Consider the following 16317-nt stretch of genomic DNA (forward strand, 5'->3'; position numbering starts at 1 on the left):
CAAAACCAGGTCCAAACGCGCAATCGAGTATCGACGTAACTTGGCTGGTCATGGGTACGTGTTTAATCCTCGCGGCAGCGCTGCCTCTCTCAAACGCGTTCTTGCGCCAGCCAGGCGCGCTGAAAATGAAGATATCTTCATCTGCTTGTAACGGGCGCGTCCGGCACCTAGCATCGTGCAAACCGAAATCATTACCATCTTCGTCGGATGCCATTATGCGTTTGGTTGACCTGCCTCACCGCCAAAAAGCTTGCGTAACCCATGTGGAAGGAACCGGCAATGCTGATCCGCTGAGTCAGCGGTTACAGGACATCGGCTTCGTGCCGGGCGAGCAGGTTACGGTGGTGGCGCGGGCGCCCTGGGGCGGTGATCCGGTGCTTATCCAGGTGGGGGGCAGCCGGTTTGCGCTGCGCCGCAACGAAGCCCAAATGATCCTCGTCGAAGTGAGCGTTTGAATGGCCACCATCCGTTTAGCCTTGGTGGGTAATCCGAACTGTGGAAAGACCGCGCTGTTCAATTTGCTGACCGGCGCCAGGCAAAAGGTTGCCAACTACGCCGGTGCTACGGTGGAGCGCAAGGAGGGTGTTGCACGTACGGCCAGTGGTCGCACATTCCGTGTACTGGATCTGCCGGGGACTTACAGCCTGGCCTGCGTCAGCCAGGACGAACAGGTCACCTTGAACGTGCTGCAGGGCTTGTACCCCGGCGAGGAGCGCCCCGAGTTGTTGCTGTGCGTGGTCGATGCCACCAATCTGCGCTTGCACCTGCGCTTCGTGCTTGAGCTGCAACGCCTGGGATTACCGGCGGTCCTGGTCCTGAACATGGCTGACGCTGCACATCGCCGAGGTATTCGCATCGATACCACTCGACTCTCGACCGCGCTCGGGATGCCGGTGATAGAAACGGTCGCCGTTCGCCGCGATGGTGCGCGGGCGTTGCTGAACGCGGTGGATGGCTGCGATGCCATCCAACCGGCACCCGCCCCGGAGCAGGGCGCCGACTTACATGCGCGCGTGCGTGACATCCTCGAAACATGTGTGAACACGCCGCACCTGTCCGATGCGCGTGTTGATACGCTTGATCGATGGTTGATTCACCCGGTGGCAGGGCCGCTGGCACTGGTCACCATCATGTTTCTGGTGTTCCAAGGGGTTTACCTGATCGGCAAACCTGTCACCGACTGGATCGGTGACAGCTTCAGTGCGCTGTCCGTCCTGGCTGGCACCTATCTGCCAGAGGGGCCATTGCGCGGGCTGATTTGCGATGGACTGATCAGCGGGCTGGGCACCGTGCTGGGGTTTATGCCCGAGATCCTCGTGCTGTTCTTTTTCATCTTCATTCTTGAAGAGTCTGGCTATCTGCCGCGGGCCGCTTTCATTCTGGATCGGCCGATGCGTGCCGTCGGCTTGACGGGGCGTTCGTTCATTCCGCTGCTGTCGAGTTTTGCCTGCGCGATTCCAGGCATCATCGCCGCGCGCAGTATCAGTGATAAATACGATCGGCTCACCACCATACTGGTGGCGCCGCTGATGACTTGCTCAGCGCGGCTGCCGGTCTATGCCCTGTTGATCGGCGCGGTAATTCCAGACATCCGTGTCGGCGGCGTGTTCGGTCTGCAGGGGTTAGTGTTGCTCGGTTTGTATGGCGTGGGCATCGTCGGCGCCATGGCAGTCGGCTGGGTGTGCAAGCGTTTCAGGCCAACGACCCAGCAGCAACCCATGCTGATGATGGAGCTGCCGGCCTACCGTCTGCCGCGCGCACGTGACCTGATCCAAATGCTCTGGGAGCGCGGTTACTTGTTTCTCAAGAAACTGACGGGCGTCATTCTCGCGCTCACGGTGATCATGTGGTTTATCTCGAACTTCCCCAACCCTCCGGCTGGCGCGACCAACCCGGCGATTGATTACAGCTTTGCCGGGTATTTGGGCGCTTCGCTTCAGCACGTGTTCGCGCCGTTGGGTTTCAACTGGCAAATCACGCTGGCGCTGATTCCAGCGTTCGCCGCGCGCGAAACCGCAGTCGCGACCTTGGCCACGGTGTATGCCGTGGCCAATGGCGACGATCTCACCTCGCTGACCCAAACCCTGGCCGCGCAAGTGCCGCTGGCCAGCGCGTTATCCCTGATGATGTGGTTCGCCTTCGCGCCGCAATGCATGTCTACCCTGGCGGTGATCCGCAAGGAGACCGCCAGTTGGGGGCAGGTCGCCCTGGCGTTCAGTTACATGTTCGCAGTCGCCTATGCTCTCGCGTTCATTACTTATCGAATCGCAGAGGCCGCCTTATGACCCTGGGACTCATGGCTCAATATGCCGTGATCGGCGTGTTGCTGATTGGCGCGGTGTTCAGTGTGTGGCGACGCTTGGCGCCCTCCAAGGCCGGAGGCTGCGCCAGCGGTTGCGGTACGTGCTCTTCCGGCTGCCAACCCACCCAACGCATCGCGCTGCGCACCCTGGATACGTCGACAATCGACGAGGCTGAGCGTAATGGCAGCCGTTCTATAACTGTGCCGTCTGACGATTGAACCGCGGCGGCTCTCCAGTGATCGCCCGGCTCAACGGCGTGCCAATCAACAGCCGTTGCGTTTCATCCAGCCTGCAAGGGTATTAAATTGCGCCGATGAACATTGGCCGAAGCTACCGATCCCCCTAGCTCAAATCATGCAGGTCTCGCCCGAGAGGCTGGCTCAACGACCACTCAGAAAACCGTACCCTCAACCCCTGTCGCTGCGGCGTGCAGCACATTGGGCCAACTGTATAGCTTTGCGCCGCTGGAAATGGTGCAAGCCTGAGCAATGGCCAAGTCATGCCGTCCGTGGAGTATTGCAAGCGCAGCACGCCATCGGAAACGGTCACGCGAAGCCAAAAATCGGTTGGGTCGCCAGAAAAGCAACTGGGCGCCCAATCCGACGTGCCGTGTGTCAGCACGCTACTGATCATCGGCATGCCATCGTTATATTCAATGCCTGCTTTGAGCCAAGTCTCCTCATTGAGCCTGACCATAATGCCCGCTTGATCATAGAGCTCGCGAAAATCGGCGTTAACTCGGACTTGGGCTGTAAAGCTTGCTGAGGTTGCAAACCCTAAGAAATGTCCGCTGTCGCGTATGAATCCGTAGTGCGTTTTACGCCAGAAGTCGGTTTGGGAATCGGTAACCACCTCCAAGGTGCCGTCGCTAAAGGCTTGGCAAGAGCGCGGTTTATTCAGCCAGTCAGCCGTTCGCCAAATTGACGCTTCACTGTCCTGACTGAGCTCTGCGTTCTGCTTCCTGTCCATCATGTTACCTCGACAATTTATCGGATGGATCGGCGCTGCAATCCTGCTCTCTCTGCACTGGCTCGAAGGCCACCTGCCGAGCATCGGTGCAGGCTCAAATCACCGGGAGCGTAGACGTTGCCATTCATTCCAGCAGTCCTGCGCAATGAGGTCTGGATAGCCGCGCTCTTCTTCCATGGCTAAAGCCGTGCTGAAGGGTAGAGCGATACACGTAGCTGCGTCTCGGATTTCGCAAACCTCAGCCTCGGTCAGTGGCGCGCCTTTTTTATCCTCGGCGGCTCGCAGCACTGCCGCCAGAGCCGGCACAAAGACGAGACATAGCGGATCTGCAGTCATCAGTTTCCTCCCTGAGTCGATTAGAAATTGCAGGGTTGGCCAGTGTCGGACATCAACATTACCTTGGCGTGCGAACCGCAAAGATCGCTTCGCCATTTGATCAACTGAGCGCCCAACAATCAACTTTGAACTAATCACTACGCCCGCCCCCCTAATTCTGTGCAAGTTGCCTCAAGCCCAGGCAACGCCTGGGTTACTCAATCACACACGAAGGCTTGGTGAATCATGAAAAGCGAACAAGTTGAAGGCGCTGTAGAAAAAGTTGCCGGCAAGGCGCAGAGCGCAGTGGGTAAACTCTTTGGTGATTCGAAGCTGGAAGCTGAAGGCGTGGGACGTCAAGCTGCTGGTCAGTTGACCCAAACCTATGGCGATGCACTGGACAGCGTATCGACCTTTGTTAAAGAGAAACCAGTTGCTGCAATCGCGATTGGTGCCGTCGCTCTGTTGGTTCTAGACCGTCTCTTGCGCCGCTGATTTAGCAAAAAAGGACGTTTCGACAGCGGCGTTCTTTTTGCGTTTGTCTATCGCCCGGCACCCTTGGCTCTGTCCATCAGTGGGCCTCGGGCGCGCGGGCGGTATGCACGGCTCACCTCCATCGTGCGCTGACCGCCGGTGCTAAGGTCAAGTCAGGAGAGGAGGGCGTTGAAAATTTGTGCGGATGCTGACCGCGCTGTATTGATTTTTGGTGGGCAACCCAAGCGTTGGCACTGCCTCACGCTGAATCAATCCCGCGTTTTTGCACGCTCGCACAGCAGTTAATTTTTCTTCAGAAACCTGAGCTCCGGACGGACTCGGTACACGCTGGTCATTTCCCATCTGCCTTGCGAAATCGGCCAGGATTTTGGGAAAGAAAACGGGCACAGTTCCTTAGCTAGATTTTCAGCGAGCGGCAAGTTATTGCGGCAAGCAGTGAATCGCCAGCGTCATAGTGGTGAAATCTTGAATGTTGCTGGCGGCAGATAATCCTAGGGGAGCTACTCCTTAAGAGATGATGATGGACACTCGACTTAGATCATTCATTCCACGATTTTGACGGCTATTCGGCCTTCGAGTCGTCCGCACCTTATGCACAGCTAAGCTCGTCACTCCGTAAAATAATCCAATAACCAGGTGCTGCCGCCAGACTGAACAGGGACAACAATCCTGAGCAGACGATTAGGAACTGGTGACCAGACTCCAGATCCAGAACGTGGCTGAAAGGGAACGTGGCACGTTATGAACCTATCTGACGTAGTACATGATTTAACATAATATACATTATGCGAACCGTCCTATGCGGGGCTGGGGGGCTCTTGTCGAGATTGTTTAAATATGCGAATAAACAGCTAAATATGAAACGGCCGCAAAATCAGCCCCTTAGTGACCTCCGCTCACTGCATCCAGCAAAAATATTATTTAAATATGCGCATCAGCTTCATGCCGTGATCGGAAATCCTTAAACGCTAGTGTGAGAATCGAGTCTGGTGTCCTTCGTCGCGGGATCTGTTTGCAGATCATAGGTCAGGCAATCGTTTGATCTCTCAAAGGTCTAGCGTTGATCTTGCCGTATCCGTCGTACCTAACGACCTGTATGAACAGCGCTTCCAGGAATGTCACCAGCCACGACGCTGTGTGAAATCTGCAGCGTTCAGCGTGGAGTTGGTGCAAAGATTTCAACTGCTGCCATCCGTGGTACCTCGACACCACGCTCGCGCCTTGACGATAATGGGTTTGCCGACCATCGCTCATCCCATTCCCAGAGAATAATCATCATGGACGACTCGCAGAATACTTCCGCTGAACCCACCAAGAAGTTTACCTCCAAGATGCCTGAACGGTTTGGTATCCAAGCAAGAGGCTTTACTGATGCCGACACGGCAACACGCCTTGCCACAATCGTTGGCGAAGCCGTGCGTGCACTGGGTGGGAAATTCGATTTGAGCGGCCTCGACGGCATAACACTTGCCGTCGACTACAACCAAGCTTTGTTCGATCTGGATCGCGGGTATGAAACGAACTACAAGCTGACCGCTACTAACTCGCCCGTGTAGGCGTTGCCATGACGCCTGGCGTTTTGCGTAACGGTGCTTTGAAATCGCACATTGTCCTAAATGCACACCATATTTCGCCTCTTATTGACCTGGAAGACGCCCAAGGTCGAGATCATGCAATCCATATTTTGGCCCATGAGTGCGGGCATGTTGAAGTGACTAATGCGTTCGACCGCTGCTTCCCTAACGTGCTACTGCGTCAGAAAAATGGGTCGATTCTGGAACAAATGCAGTGGCAAGTAATTCTTGCCGTGTGGGACGAATTTGCGGTCACGTCCATTTCTGCTGGTTTTGGAGAAAGCCAGACAGAAGCCTATGAAAACACGTTTTTTAATGACTTAGGTCAAGCTGACAAACGCTCCAATAGACTGATTTTGAACTACAGAGAGCATGGTTTAGTTGATCAGATTCTAGGTGAGATATACGGGTGCTACGGCGACGTTCTAAAGTTCGCTGCCTACCACTTGGGTAACCTCGAAGGTTTGGGAATTCGTTGGCAGGACTCTGAAAAAACGGCCTCAACTCTCAAAGATCATTGGTTTTTGCCATATTTTGAGCGCTTACAAGCTGCCTGTCTCGAAATCGCGAAAGACTATGGTGAGTGGAAAAATAAGGCCAGCTTTACTCTAATTGCAGACATCATCGATGACTTAGTTGAAAGAGCCGGTTTGTTGATAGAACCCATGGAGGATGATCGTTTCTGGGTGGATATCCCCTATACTCCTGAAACTGATCCCCTCCTCTGCAAATAGCCTATGAGAATAGCTCAACTAAATAGATGTTTAGTTGAGTTATATATCGACTCTAAACTTTAGGTAATGAGCCCGACAACATTTTAACTGGATTATTTTGATCGGAAACTAGAGCTGGAAAGCTCATCGTAATATACACGTGATTTTACTTTGCTCGACAATGGAACCTGTCTTCAACCCGCCCTCCTCCAAGCTCCCTATGTTTCCAGCTCTTTCAACCTCAAATGGCTCTCGCTCGAATTACGAGCATTAATGTTAGAGCGTGATCTTGAGACTTTCAGGATTCGTCGCCGCTGCGCAAGAGATGTGGCAGGACAGTGAAGCATTCCTCGCTGTTTGTCGTAGCGATATCCCGGCTAAACGTTTCGGTACTCCGGAGGAGTTTGGTGCGCTGTGCGCCTTCGTTTGCAGCACTCACGCGGGTTACCCGAATGCCTTCGGGTAGTCGAATAACAATTGTCGACTTCCCCCGGATCTCAGAGCGTTCGAAGGGCTCAACCTGGCTGATCACTTATTCCGCGAGTTCGGGCACCCAGGTGCGCCGCGAGTATCTTGAGGGTTGCTCGCGCATGCACGCGCCCGGCCAGGAACTCCATCACGGCGCTGGTGACCTCTGAGTTGGCACTGCGCCCATGAGTTTTTTCCAGGTCGGCCATGGCTTGTAGCTGCTCATCGGAGGCTCGAATGTTAAAATTGGGAGCGGAGCTTTACATTTATCGGAAGTTTTCTGCAGCAAGCAGTGGCACACAGATCGCACTTTCGGAGGGGCGGTGCGGGCGGACTGCACCGGACCTTAGCGTTCAGACGTCTCTCCCACCGGCAGTTGCCTGTACCTGGCCATCGTGGAACTGGATCAGCAGTTCAACGCCAGCCTCAACCGAAGCGGCGTTGTGAAACAGCTTGCCCTCCTGCGACTTTATAAGTGCAAACCCTTTCGCCATCACTGCTCGAGGATCGAGGGCGGAAAACAATACGCCGTAACGATCGAGTCGATGCTCCTCGGCCTGGACCGCGGAGCGTACGGCACTCGCGTAACGCTGACGCAGGATGTTCAAATCCGATTCATGGGAATGGACCAAAGCTCCGACCATGCTGCCCACCTTGCTTCCCGCGTGTTGCAACTCCAGATGGTTCTGGTCCAGTAGACGGTTAGAAAGCTCTTGAGTCCGCAAGGACGATTGCTGCAGAAGGGTTTGCTCATGGGACAGCATTGCCGGCACTAGCCGCTGATAGGAGTGATAGGCCTGGCGGTACCGAGTGATCTCTTCCTGAAGCAGAGTCCGCATTAAGCTCGATGCCTCACTCCATGCGTGTAGCAGCCCTTCGGTCGCTCCACGCTCCGTCTGAGAAATTGACAGCCTGTACTGCTGTCCCCAATCAACAAGCTGCGCACTCGCCTCAGCCAGAAGCCGTTGTATCAACAGGTCAATGCTGGACTGGGTGCGTTGCAGAAAGAGCGCCTGTTCATGCAGTAGGCGCTTGATGCCGGCGTCGAAGCGCGCCGCGTTGTCCTTGAAATCGTGAATGGCACCTGTGATTTGCTGGTGGACGGAGTGCCTGTATCGAGAATCCAGCCCCTGCAGTCGATTTTCTTCTAACGAAACCAACCTCTCCACTTCGATGCCACTGCGATCAATGTCCCTCTGCAGCTCCTGAGCTTCGTGTTGCAAATGTCTCATGAGCGCTCCGACCACCTTGGAAGGAGTGTCAAAGCGAGTGTGGGCCACCAGGTCCAGGATCGTTTCGTCACGCTCATGACCAATGCCGGTAAATACCGGGATGGGAATACGGCATACCCAGACGGCGAGCGAATAGTCGTTCAGCCAGGCAAGGTCCGCCTTGGCGCCTCCACCTCGAATCAGACAGACCGCGTCGAATGGCGTGCGCTGGTGATCGGCAAAGGCCAGCCGAAGCGCCTCTTTGATTGACGCAGGCGATTTTTCACCCTGGAACACAGCGTCGTAGTAGGCGAACTCCACTAGACCATGGCGGTTGAGGCAGTCAGCATCCTGCCGGAAATCCCCAAGACCGGCGGCATTTTCGGGTGATATCACGGCCACCCGCCAATAGCCTGATGGCGAGGCGAGTTGCTTTTGTTTGCTGTAATAGCCTTCGGCCTTTAGCCGTTCAACGATCTGCTCCACACGGGCTTTCATTTCCCCTAGCGTGTAATTTCCGTCGAGCTGGAAGACCTCCAGCTTGAAACCGTACTGAGGGTGAAAGCTGGCGCTAACGTTGAGTAGTACCTTCATACCAGGTGCGGGATCAGAGCCGGTGACAGACCGAAATGCTGTCATCTGCAGGTTGGCCACGCTGGCAAACATCGTCGCAGTGCACTTGGCAGCTTCCTTGCCGTCGACAGCGTCAATCAACGCCATGTGGCAGTAGCCGTTCGAACGGACGTTGAACTCTGTGAGTTCTGCGATCACCCACGTGCGCCCGCCAAGGTGTTCCTTGATTAGTCCTTGGACGTTGAGGAGGTACGCGTGGAGTGTGACGTGCCCCTTGACCTGGGGTTCGGACATGTTAGCTCTCGCCCTGCGGCGACTGCTGTTTCATGGTTTCTGCGACGCATTGACGTGTCCGGGTCAGTCGTTCCTGGCAGAACTTCATGGCCGTGGCCATTTCCTGTGTCAGCGTCTCAAGCTCGTCGATCGACACTTCGCCGGCCTCGAGCCGTTGCACCGTTTGGCGGATGAATTCCGCATTGCCTTCGTAAGTCGTCCGTTCTTGCATCGTCAGTCCTTAAGGTTGGAGCCGTATCTGGCTTGGGCCGGCATTACACATTGCTTTCATTGGGCGACTGAACATCGCTACTCATCGTGGGCTGCGCCTGGCCGGGCGCAATGGCCGGCGCCACCATCTTCAACTACCGTAAGCAAACGCGCTATCTGCAATCCCATACTGACATCATTGATGCCTTGCGCGGGAACCCGGCAGAGTCATGAACTTTGGGTGCCGATCTAACACCATATCCGTTGAATTCTGATGTAGCGGGCAATCAGCAGACAATAGGAAATGCCAACATTCAAGATGGAAAAGGAAAAAGGGAACGGGCTGAAGTCCTTCTCTATTCATTCGGCTGACGACAGCGCAAGCCCCACATTCGCGACCTTGCGGAAGAATGCACATCATTCAAAGCGTTCAGTGCTGCCGCGGTACCGACCGAAGCTGCAGATCCAGAAACAGCAACGAAACGATACCTCTACTTAGCGCTTGAGAGTAATCACGCGCCTGGATTCACAGCACTTACGACGCCAACGGCCGAGAGTCAGTTCAAAGTAATCGGCACGGAAACCGTCCCGTTGACTGATACCAAAACGGTCAAATTTCGCCAGACCTTGCACGACATCCCAGTGTACAGGTCTTTGATTACTGTGGAACTGGACGAAAATAATGAGCTGGTAAGCCTAAACTCCTCGCTCGGGGAGCCGAGCGACGTCAAGCCAGTTGCCAAAATCTCTGCACAGGAAGCTGCAGCATCGGTTGTCGCCAATAAGCCCTAAAAAAAGGTAATGAAAGACATCGTTCCGTGCCTGCAATTCTACTTCGAGGCGGCGCGTTCGAAATGGAGGCTCGCGTACATAAGTGAAGATCATCCCCCTGCACCCACTGCGGGGCCAGTGTTTGAGCAGCAGCCCGGGTGTCTGAAATTGGGATATCATTCTGCCATTTTCTACATATATTGGCGTACAGCAATGCGCCATACTCTCAGCAGGGACGCTAGATGCCTCCAGTACCACTCACCCGTCATTTCACGCCCATTCCAGACATCTTCCAGAAAGAAGACCATCCGCTCGGAGAGTTCTGGCTGGGCTACGCCCATGGAGAAAAGAAAACGTGGGATGAGTTGTTTAGCGAGTACCGTGTGATCATCCTTGCTGAGGCTGGAGCGGGCAAAACATATGAGTTGAAGTGGGCGGCGCGACATCTGGCTGCTTGCGACAAGTCTGCCTTCTTCATCCGCGTCGAAGATCTCACGGATGGCTTTGAGGCTGCCTTTGAGGTGGGTACAGCGGAAGCATTCGCTGCCTGGCTGGAGGGTACCGACGAGGCCTGGTTCTTTCTCGACTCCGTTGATGAAATCCGCCTGACGGAGGCGCGGGCTTTCGAACTGGCCTTACGAAGCTTCGCCAGCCGGATTGGCCAAGCTGGCCAAAGGGCTCACATCTATGTTTCGAGTCGGCCTTACGCATGGAGACCCCAGCGCGACCGTTCGTTCGTCGAGGAAGTGCTTCCATTTGACTCTCAGATGACTTCGCTCAACAGTGGGGCGACCACCGATGACATCGCCGATACGCAAGCAAGTGTCGACAGTTATTCCACAATCAAGACCGATAACCCCCTCTCCTCTCTGCGCCTTTACCAGCTAACTCCCCTTGGCAAAGACGATGTGCGAGTGTTTGCGGAGCACAGCGGTGTTGCAGACAGCAACTTGTTCATGAATGAACTCGAAAGAGGCGACCTCCTCTCTCTCGCTCAGTTACCCTTTGATCTTCGCGACCTTATCAGCACTTGGAAGGATGAGCAGGCTTTCTCTAATAGATTAACGATCTTGCAGGACAGTGTTAGGCGTCAGTTGAGCCAGGCCATCCCAGACTTCCCGGGCCTTGCGCTGCCGCGTATGGAGGCGGCTGCTCAGCTACTCGCCATCTGTGTCGTACTGACCGGCATTTCAAGCATAGGATTGCCGGGATTCAACTCCGCAGAGGCTATTCAGCCTTCTAACCTCCTTAGCGATTGGTCTTCGGCTGAACTCACCGCATTGTTAACCAGCGGGATTTTTGGCGAGCCCGTTTATGGCGAGGTGCGCTTTCGCCACCGCGAGATCCGTGAACTGCTGGCGGCCCACTGGATCAGCAACCGATTGGGTAGTGAAGCCAACCGACTCCAACTAGAGTCGTGGATCTTTCGTTGGCAGTACGGCAGAACAGTGCTGAGTTCGCGCCTGCGCCCCCTGCTACCCTGGTTGATCCTGTTCGACGACCCCATTCGAGACCGAATCATTGCGGAGTATCCTGACGTAGTGCTCGAAGGTGGGGACGCAGCAACGCTCCCGTTAATTGCCCGAGAGGAAACCTTATCCCGTGTGCTCGCGCAGATCACTGACGCCACCTCGTCCCTCAGAGGGTTGGACAACGGCGCCATAGTGAGAATCGCCCGCCCAGATCTGGAACAGCTCACCCTCCGCCTGATTGACGAGCACTTCGACAGCGACGACGCAATTTTCTTCCTGGGACGTTTGGCCTGGCAAGGGAAAATGGGGCAGTGCGCGGAGCGCCTATTCACTATTGCTTCGGATCCAGCACGAGACGTGTACGCACGTATAGTATCGGTGAGAGCGATCGCGTCCCTGAGTGGCGTGGACCGTTTCTATGAGCTTTGGAAGGCAATTCTGGCCGACGAGCCGGCGATTCCGCGTGCACTATTCACCGAAATAGTAGAGCACGCGCCGCCCCTGGCGGAATCTGTGGATTTAATTTTGCAGACGCTTCCAAGATCAGGGAAGCATGATAGATATAAAGGTACCGGTCTAACCAGCAACCTAACCGGGCTCGTTCAGCGCCTGCCTCTCACCGAACAATCCGATGACGTCGAATTGTTGCACGTTTTTGCCGAAGGCTTGCTGGGGTATCTGAAACACGAACCTCATTTCGAGCGCGGCGAATGTGCGGTGTCGAAAGAGTACCACTGGCTCATGCCAATCGCCTTGCAGTGTGTCGAGCGCCTCGTCCGAGCGCGCTCCTCTCAGGCTTTGTCGACAACGTCTCTGACCATCCTATCGGTTGTCCCTGCGTTGCTGCTCTGGGGGGACGTTGATCTGCAGATGCCAAAGAGCAAATTGGCTGAGTTGGTTCCGAAATGGCACGCGCTTAACGACGCGTTGTTCTGGTGGACCGTTGCGGAATGCCGCTGCCAGAGGGAGCGGACCGGCCAAAATCTCAGGGATGACTGGCCGGTGACCTGGCCAGGGCATTTCTGGGCGTTCGATGAGGCCAGCTTCGCCAGAACGCTTGCCTGGGTACAGGAGCGGCCGCTTGCGGATGATCGATATGTGGCCTTGGCTCGCGCGCACCGCACTTACGCTGAAAACGGCAAGCTTGATCACTGGCGTGACGAACTGCTTGGCTTGAAGAGCGAGGATGCCGAAATTCAAGCAACCCTGCAGGTCATGCTTAACCCGTCACCTGATCCGGCGGTGTTGCGGTACCAAGCGCAAGATAAAAAATTTCAGCGACAACATACCCGGCGACAGCAAACCAAAAAAAAGGAATGGGACGCCTTTGTCGCTCACATGAAAGCCAACCCAGAAATCATCCGGCATCCTCCGGGATTGAAAGCGGATCAATTGAGCCATAACCAGGCTAACTTGCTAGACCACGTTCGTGAAGGTCAGGGGCTTTCGAAAAGATCGGAGGGTAGTAACTGGACGGCCTTGATCCCGGAGTTTGGCAATGAGGTTGCCGAAGCCTATCGCGATGCTGCCATAGCTTTCTGGCGGGCCAGCCAGCCGCTAACTCGATCGGAGGGTGCTGAACCCAATAGCATCCCTTATGCCGTCGTGTTCGGCTTGGCGGGCCTCGATATTGAGCTCGAAAACGCCCAAGCGATTGCCTGCCTGAACGAAGCTGAAGCGGAATCGGCAATGCGTTACGCGCTCTGGGAACTCAATGGGTTTCCCCGCTGGTTCAAAGCCCTTTTACAGCAATGGCCGGTTGTAACTGGCAAGGTTCTGCGTCAGGAAATCGAATGGGAGCTTTCCACCGGTCTGCCTGAGCAGTCTTCCTACTATGTGTTGCACGACCTGGTGTACCACGCCCCCGATCTTCACGATCATCTGGCACCTATGGTCTATCACTGGTTGTCGGAGCACCAGGTGCTGAATCAAGATTGCCTGCGCTACAGTCGGGCGATCATGACTGCTGGAGGGATCCAGGCGTCTGACATCGCCATTCTGGCGGCAAAAAAAATAGACGACTCTACTACGCCCTCAGAGCTACTGCCTGTCTGGTATGCAATCAGGACTGATGCAGACCCCGCCTTGGCGCTACCTAAGTTGGAAAAAGTGTTCAGGAGAGGGTCGGCCTACGAGAGAGCGGAATTTGGTGAGCGATTCAGTGTGGCGCTGCTCGGTGGACGGCGAGACGCGGTCAACGCCATCGGTAAGTTCAAGACACCGACCTATTTGAAACAGTTGTACCTGCTGGTTCATAGCGCGGTAAGGGTGGCGAATGACCTAGACCGCGCGAATAAAGGTGTCTACTCCCCGACGCTTCGCGACGACGCCCAAGATGCCCGGGAGCGTCTGTTCGGCTTGTTAAGCGAGATACCAAGGCAGATCGCCTACCAAGCGATTCTCGATCTCGCGAAAATCCATCCGGTACCACGCTTCCGTGCTTACATGCGCTCCTGTGCGGTGCAGCTTGCAATGGAGGCAGCTGATCCCAGCCCGTGGCGTATTGAGCAAGTCGCCCTCATCGCTGCCGATCTTGACCTCCATTTCACCTTCGAACATCACTCGGGAGATCACCATGCAAAGCATTGAGCGCCCCGGTGAGCCGCCCGTAGCCCTCAAGTCCCGGCAGGCGCAAGCGTCTCGTTTGCAGATGCTCCAGTTCTGGCAACTGGAGTCGGGCCGACGCGACCAAACCAGTGTGCCAGCGATCGGTTTCGACCCCGAGGATGCGCAACTGCGAGATGCCCTCGGCCAAATGAGCCGACAACGGTGTGCGTTCTGCGAGGCCACCGACGAGCTTTTGGTTTACCGATTCCGTCCCACAGGCAATGCCTTGCCCTTGGTCAAGTCGAGTCAGGCCCACCTTTACTACCTCTGGTTGGCCGATGCCTGGCAAAACCTGTTACCTATCTGTTCCGGCTGCGTGCCGATTGAACCCCAGTTCCCTGTTCGGGGAGCACGCTGTGCCCTCCCCGGCCTTCAACATGTTGAAGCCTACGTTGCACGCGGCGATGGAGTCTGGTCTTCAGACTTACCTAAGGAGCGTGCGCTGCTGTTAGATCCGACGGAGACTCGAAGCTTTGTCAAACACCTCATCCCAACCCTGGACGGTGAATTGCTCTACGGCACTCCGCAAGGTGAGGCGACGATTGCAATTTTCGATCTGAATCGATCTGCGCGCCGCAACCAGCGCTATCATGCTTACTTGTCGCGCTTGAGCGATTTACGCACTTTCTTGAAGGAGCCGGACCGACCCGATCTCGGGAAAATCTTCGATTTTGCCAGCCTGGAATTCGGCGGCTCCTGGTACTTGTTGCTACGCCGCCTTCTCAGCCATGTGCCGATCAATGGGATCGCTCGAACTCTGACGCCTGAGCAGATCGTTCCCGCCTTTCACAGGCTGGCGAAGTCGCCCGATGCCTTAGCGATTCTTCAGCGCTCGTTGCTAGGGCTTCAGCGTGAGGAACTAGCACTCAGGGCGAATGGTGGGCGGGCCGTGGCACCTAGCGCCATCAGAGAATCCGTCACTACGATCCAGATTAATAATTTCAAAGCCATTGAGCAGTTGAAGCTCAGTCTCAAGGAGCCGGCTGTTCGCTCCACAGAGCGGCAGAGCAAAACCGCTCCGTCTCTCGTCATACTGGGAGAAAATGCGACCGGTAAAACCTCGATCCTTGAGGCAATCGCCTTGGCCCTGATTCCTGCTGCGACACGCAGTGCACTTGGCGTGTCCTGGTCGGACTTGGTGATTGACCCCAGCCAGCTCGGGGCGGAACGTGCCACTCAAGCACTACGTGCCGAGATTCGCATTGGTCTTACTCAAGACAACTGGGTGACGCTGAGTATCGACAATCATACCCACCTTCACGACAGCAGTCTTGGCAACCAGCAGGTTCCGGTTTTCGCGTATGGCGCGTTTCGTAGATTTACCAACGGCAAACCACGCGTGACCAGGCATGCACACGTTCATAACCTATTCGATAGCAATACACTGTCCAATCCTGAGGCATGGCTGAGCACGCTACGGCAGGACCGATTCGACATGGTGATCCGAACGCTACGCGATGTGCTCGCAATTGATGGCGATTTTGATGTCATTCAGCGAACAGCGGACAGCAATGGACTACGCGTGGTGACCGCGATCACCGAAAGCGACGGAACAACCCGCTATAATCGCACGCCGTTTCACGCTGTTTCATCAGGCTACCGCTCAATGCTGGCGATGGTCTGCGACATCATAAAAGGGCTCATGAGCCCAGCCGTTCACCCTGGATTTGAAAGCATTCAGTCCGCACGCGGGGTAATCCTTATCGACGAAATCGAGGCGCATCTTCATCCGCGCTGGAAGGTCCAGGTGATGTCCCGTCTGCGTGCCGCATTGCCGAACATGACCTTCATCGTGACCACGCATGATCCGCTGTGCCTGCGAGGCATGGGAGAAGGCGAAGTGGCGGTACTTCAACGTGTAGCCACATCTGAAACCCAACTTGACAGTCAGATGCCGATGATCATCGAAAGCATGGAGGGGTTACCCTCGGTCGCGGACTTGCGGCTCGAACAGCTGCTGACCTCGGATCTCTTCCAGATGCTGTCCACCGATGATGCCTATACTGATCGCCGCTTGGCCAGCATCGCCGACCTGATGGCGGCGCGCTCCCGCGGAGAGGCACTCAGTGCTGAGGATCAACAGGTTTTAACCAATTTCAGCAGCGACATTACCAGTGCGCTGCCAATTGGTTCGAGCGAGGTCCATCGGATCGTACAACAGGCCGTTGCAGAGTATCTTGGCAGGCGACGTGCCGCGAGCAGCGAGGCGCTCCATGCATTGCGCCGCGAGGCTAAAGACGAAATATTGGCCGCCCTGGAGAACCTCTGAGCATGCGCCGCGTTAACCGCGTTTCCACCCCCCCATCTTTGCTGCCAGGAGCTGCAGGTACAGATGAACTAGCCCGTCTGCGACTACACCGCAA

General features: G+C 55.6%; 13 protein-coding genes and 1 pseudogene. 9 read left to right on the forward strand and 5 right to left on the reverse strand.

Annotated elements, in window-relative coordinates; translation table 11 throughout:
• The first annotated feature begins 215 nt into the window (after positions 1–215).
• The 3 genes from A7D21_RS16190 to A7D21_RS35345 are packed head-to-tail and all read left to right on the forward strand — an operon-like array spanning position 216 to position 2521.
• Positions 216–455: a FeoA family protein gene (locus A7D21_RS16190; protein ID WP_069552127.1), complete on the forward strand. Its 240-nt coding sequence runs from the start codon at positions 216–218 to the stop codon at positions 453–455.
• On the forward strand, positions 456–2285 hold the full coding sequence (locus A7D21_RS16195) for a ferrous iron transporter B (protein WP_069552128.1): 1830 nt from the start codon (positions 456–458) through the stop codon (positions 2283–2285).
• The gene (locus A7D21_RS35345; protein ID WP_141125131.1) at positions 2282–2521 is read left to right on the forward strand and encodes a FeoB-associated Cys-rich membrane protein; all 240 of its coding nucleotides are present in this window, start codon (positions 2282–2284) and stop codon (positions 2519–2521) included. The genes A7D21_RS16195 and A7D21_RS35345 overlap by 4 nt, the downstream gene beginning before the upstream one ends.
• Before the next feature lie 124 nt (positions 2522–2645).
• Here the strand turns inward: A7D21_RS35345 and A7D21_RS16200 are convergent, their stop codons facing one another.
• Both A7D21_RS16200 and A7D21_RS16205 read right to left on the reverse strand, forming a co-directional pair.
• Positions 2646–3272 carry a DUF1349 domain-containing protein gene (locus A7D21_RS16200; protein ID WP_083272196.1) on the reverse strand — a complete coding sequence of 209 codons (627 nt, stop codon included), beginning with the start codon at positions 3270–3272 and terminating at the stop codon, positions 2646–2648.
• A 99-nt stretch (positions 3273–3371) separates the two neighbouring features.
• A complete protein-coding gene (locus tag A7D21_RS16205; RefSeq protein ID WP_053256054.1) occupies positions 3372–3608 on the reverse strand; it encodes a hypothetical protein in 237 nt (78 codons plus the stop codon).
• A gap of 225 nt (positions 3609–3833) precedes the next feature.
• Here A7D21_RS16205 and A7D21_RS16210 point away from each other — a divergent pair, with 225 nt between their 5' ends.
• The 3 genes from A7D21_RS16210 (at position 3834) to A7D21_RS16215 (ending at position 6390) form a co-directional block, all read left to right on the forward strand.
• Positions 3834–4082, forward strand: a complete 249-nt coding sequence (locus A7D21_RS16210) for a CsbD family protein (RefSeq protein ID WP_053256053.1) — start codon at positions 3834–3836, stop codon at positions 4080–4082.
• A gap of 1277 nt (positions 4083–5359) precedes the next feature.
• Positions 5360–5638: a hypothetical protein gene (locus tag A7D21_RS36240; RefSeq protein ID WP_256556251.1), complete on the forward strand. Its 279-nt coding sequence runs from the start codon at positions 5360–5362 to the stop codon at positions 5636–5638.
• 8 nt (positions 5639–5646) lie between these two features.
• On the forward strand, positions 5647–6390 hold the full coding sequence (locus A7D21_RS16215) for a hypothetical protein (RefSeq protein ID WP_256556252.1): 744 nt from the start codon (positions 5647–5649) through the stop codon (positions 6388–6390).
• Positions 6391–6884: 494 nt separating this feature from the next.
• On the opposite strand, the pseudogene A7D21_RS34395 reads toward A7D21_RS16215, so the two are convergent.
• The 3 genes and pseudogenes from A7D21_RS34395 to A7D21_RS16225 form a co-directional block, all read right to left on the reverse strand.
• A pseudogene (locus A7D21_RS34395) lies at positions 6885–7082 on the reverse strand (Arc family DNA-binding protein); the annotation flags it as partial.
• Between the two features lie 108 nt (positions 7083–7190).
• Positions 7191–8915, reverse strand: a complete 1725-nt coding sequence (gene xseA, locus A7D21_RS16220; protein ID WP_069552129.1) for an exodeoxyribonuclease VII large subunit — start codon at positions 8913–8915, stop codon at positions 7191–7193.
• A 1-nt stretch (position 8916) separates the two neighbouring features.
• Positions 8917–9126, reverse strand: a complete 210-nt coding sequence (locus tag A7D21_RS16225; protein ID WP_083272198.1) for an exodeoxyribonuclease VII small subunit — start codon at positions 9124–9126, stop codon at positions 8917–8919.
• A 548-nt stretch (positions 9127–9674) separates the two neighbouring features.
• Here A7D21_RS16225 and A7D21_RS36635 point away from each other — a divergent pair.
• The 3 genes from A7D21_RS36635 to A7D21_RS16240 all read left to right on the forward strand — a co-directional run bounded on the left by A7D21_RS36635 (position 9675) and on the right by A7D21_RS16240 (position 16223).
• Entirely contained in the window at positions 9675–9896 is a 222-nt protein-coding gene (locus A7D21_RS36635) for a hypothetical protein (RefSeq protein WP_371859220.1), read from the forward strand.
• 221 nt (positions 9897–10117) lie between these two features.
• Positions 10118–13936 carry an NACHT domain-containing NTPase gene (locus tag A7D21_RS16235; RefSeq protein ID WP_069552132.1) on the forward strand — a complete coding sequence of 1273 codons (3819 nt, stop codon included), beginning with the start codon at positions 10118–10120 and terminating at the stop codon, positions 13934–13936.
• On the forward strand, positions 13923–16223 hold the full coding sequence (locus tag A7D21_RS16240; protein ID WP_069552133.1) for an AAA family ATPase: 2301 nt from the start codon (positions 13923–13925) through the stop codon (positions 16221–16223). Before A7D21_RS16235 ends, A7D21_RS16240 begins: the two co-directional genes overlap by 14 nt.
• Positions 16224–16317: the final 94 nt, after the last annotated feature.

It is taken from the genome of Pseudomonas sp. AP19 (assembly GCF_001728855.1).
GTDB classification, from domain to species: domain Bacteria; phylum Pseudomonadota; class Gammaproteobacteria; order Pseudomonadales; family Pseudomonadaceae; genus Aquipseudomonas; species Aquipseudomonas fluorescens.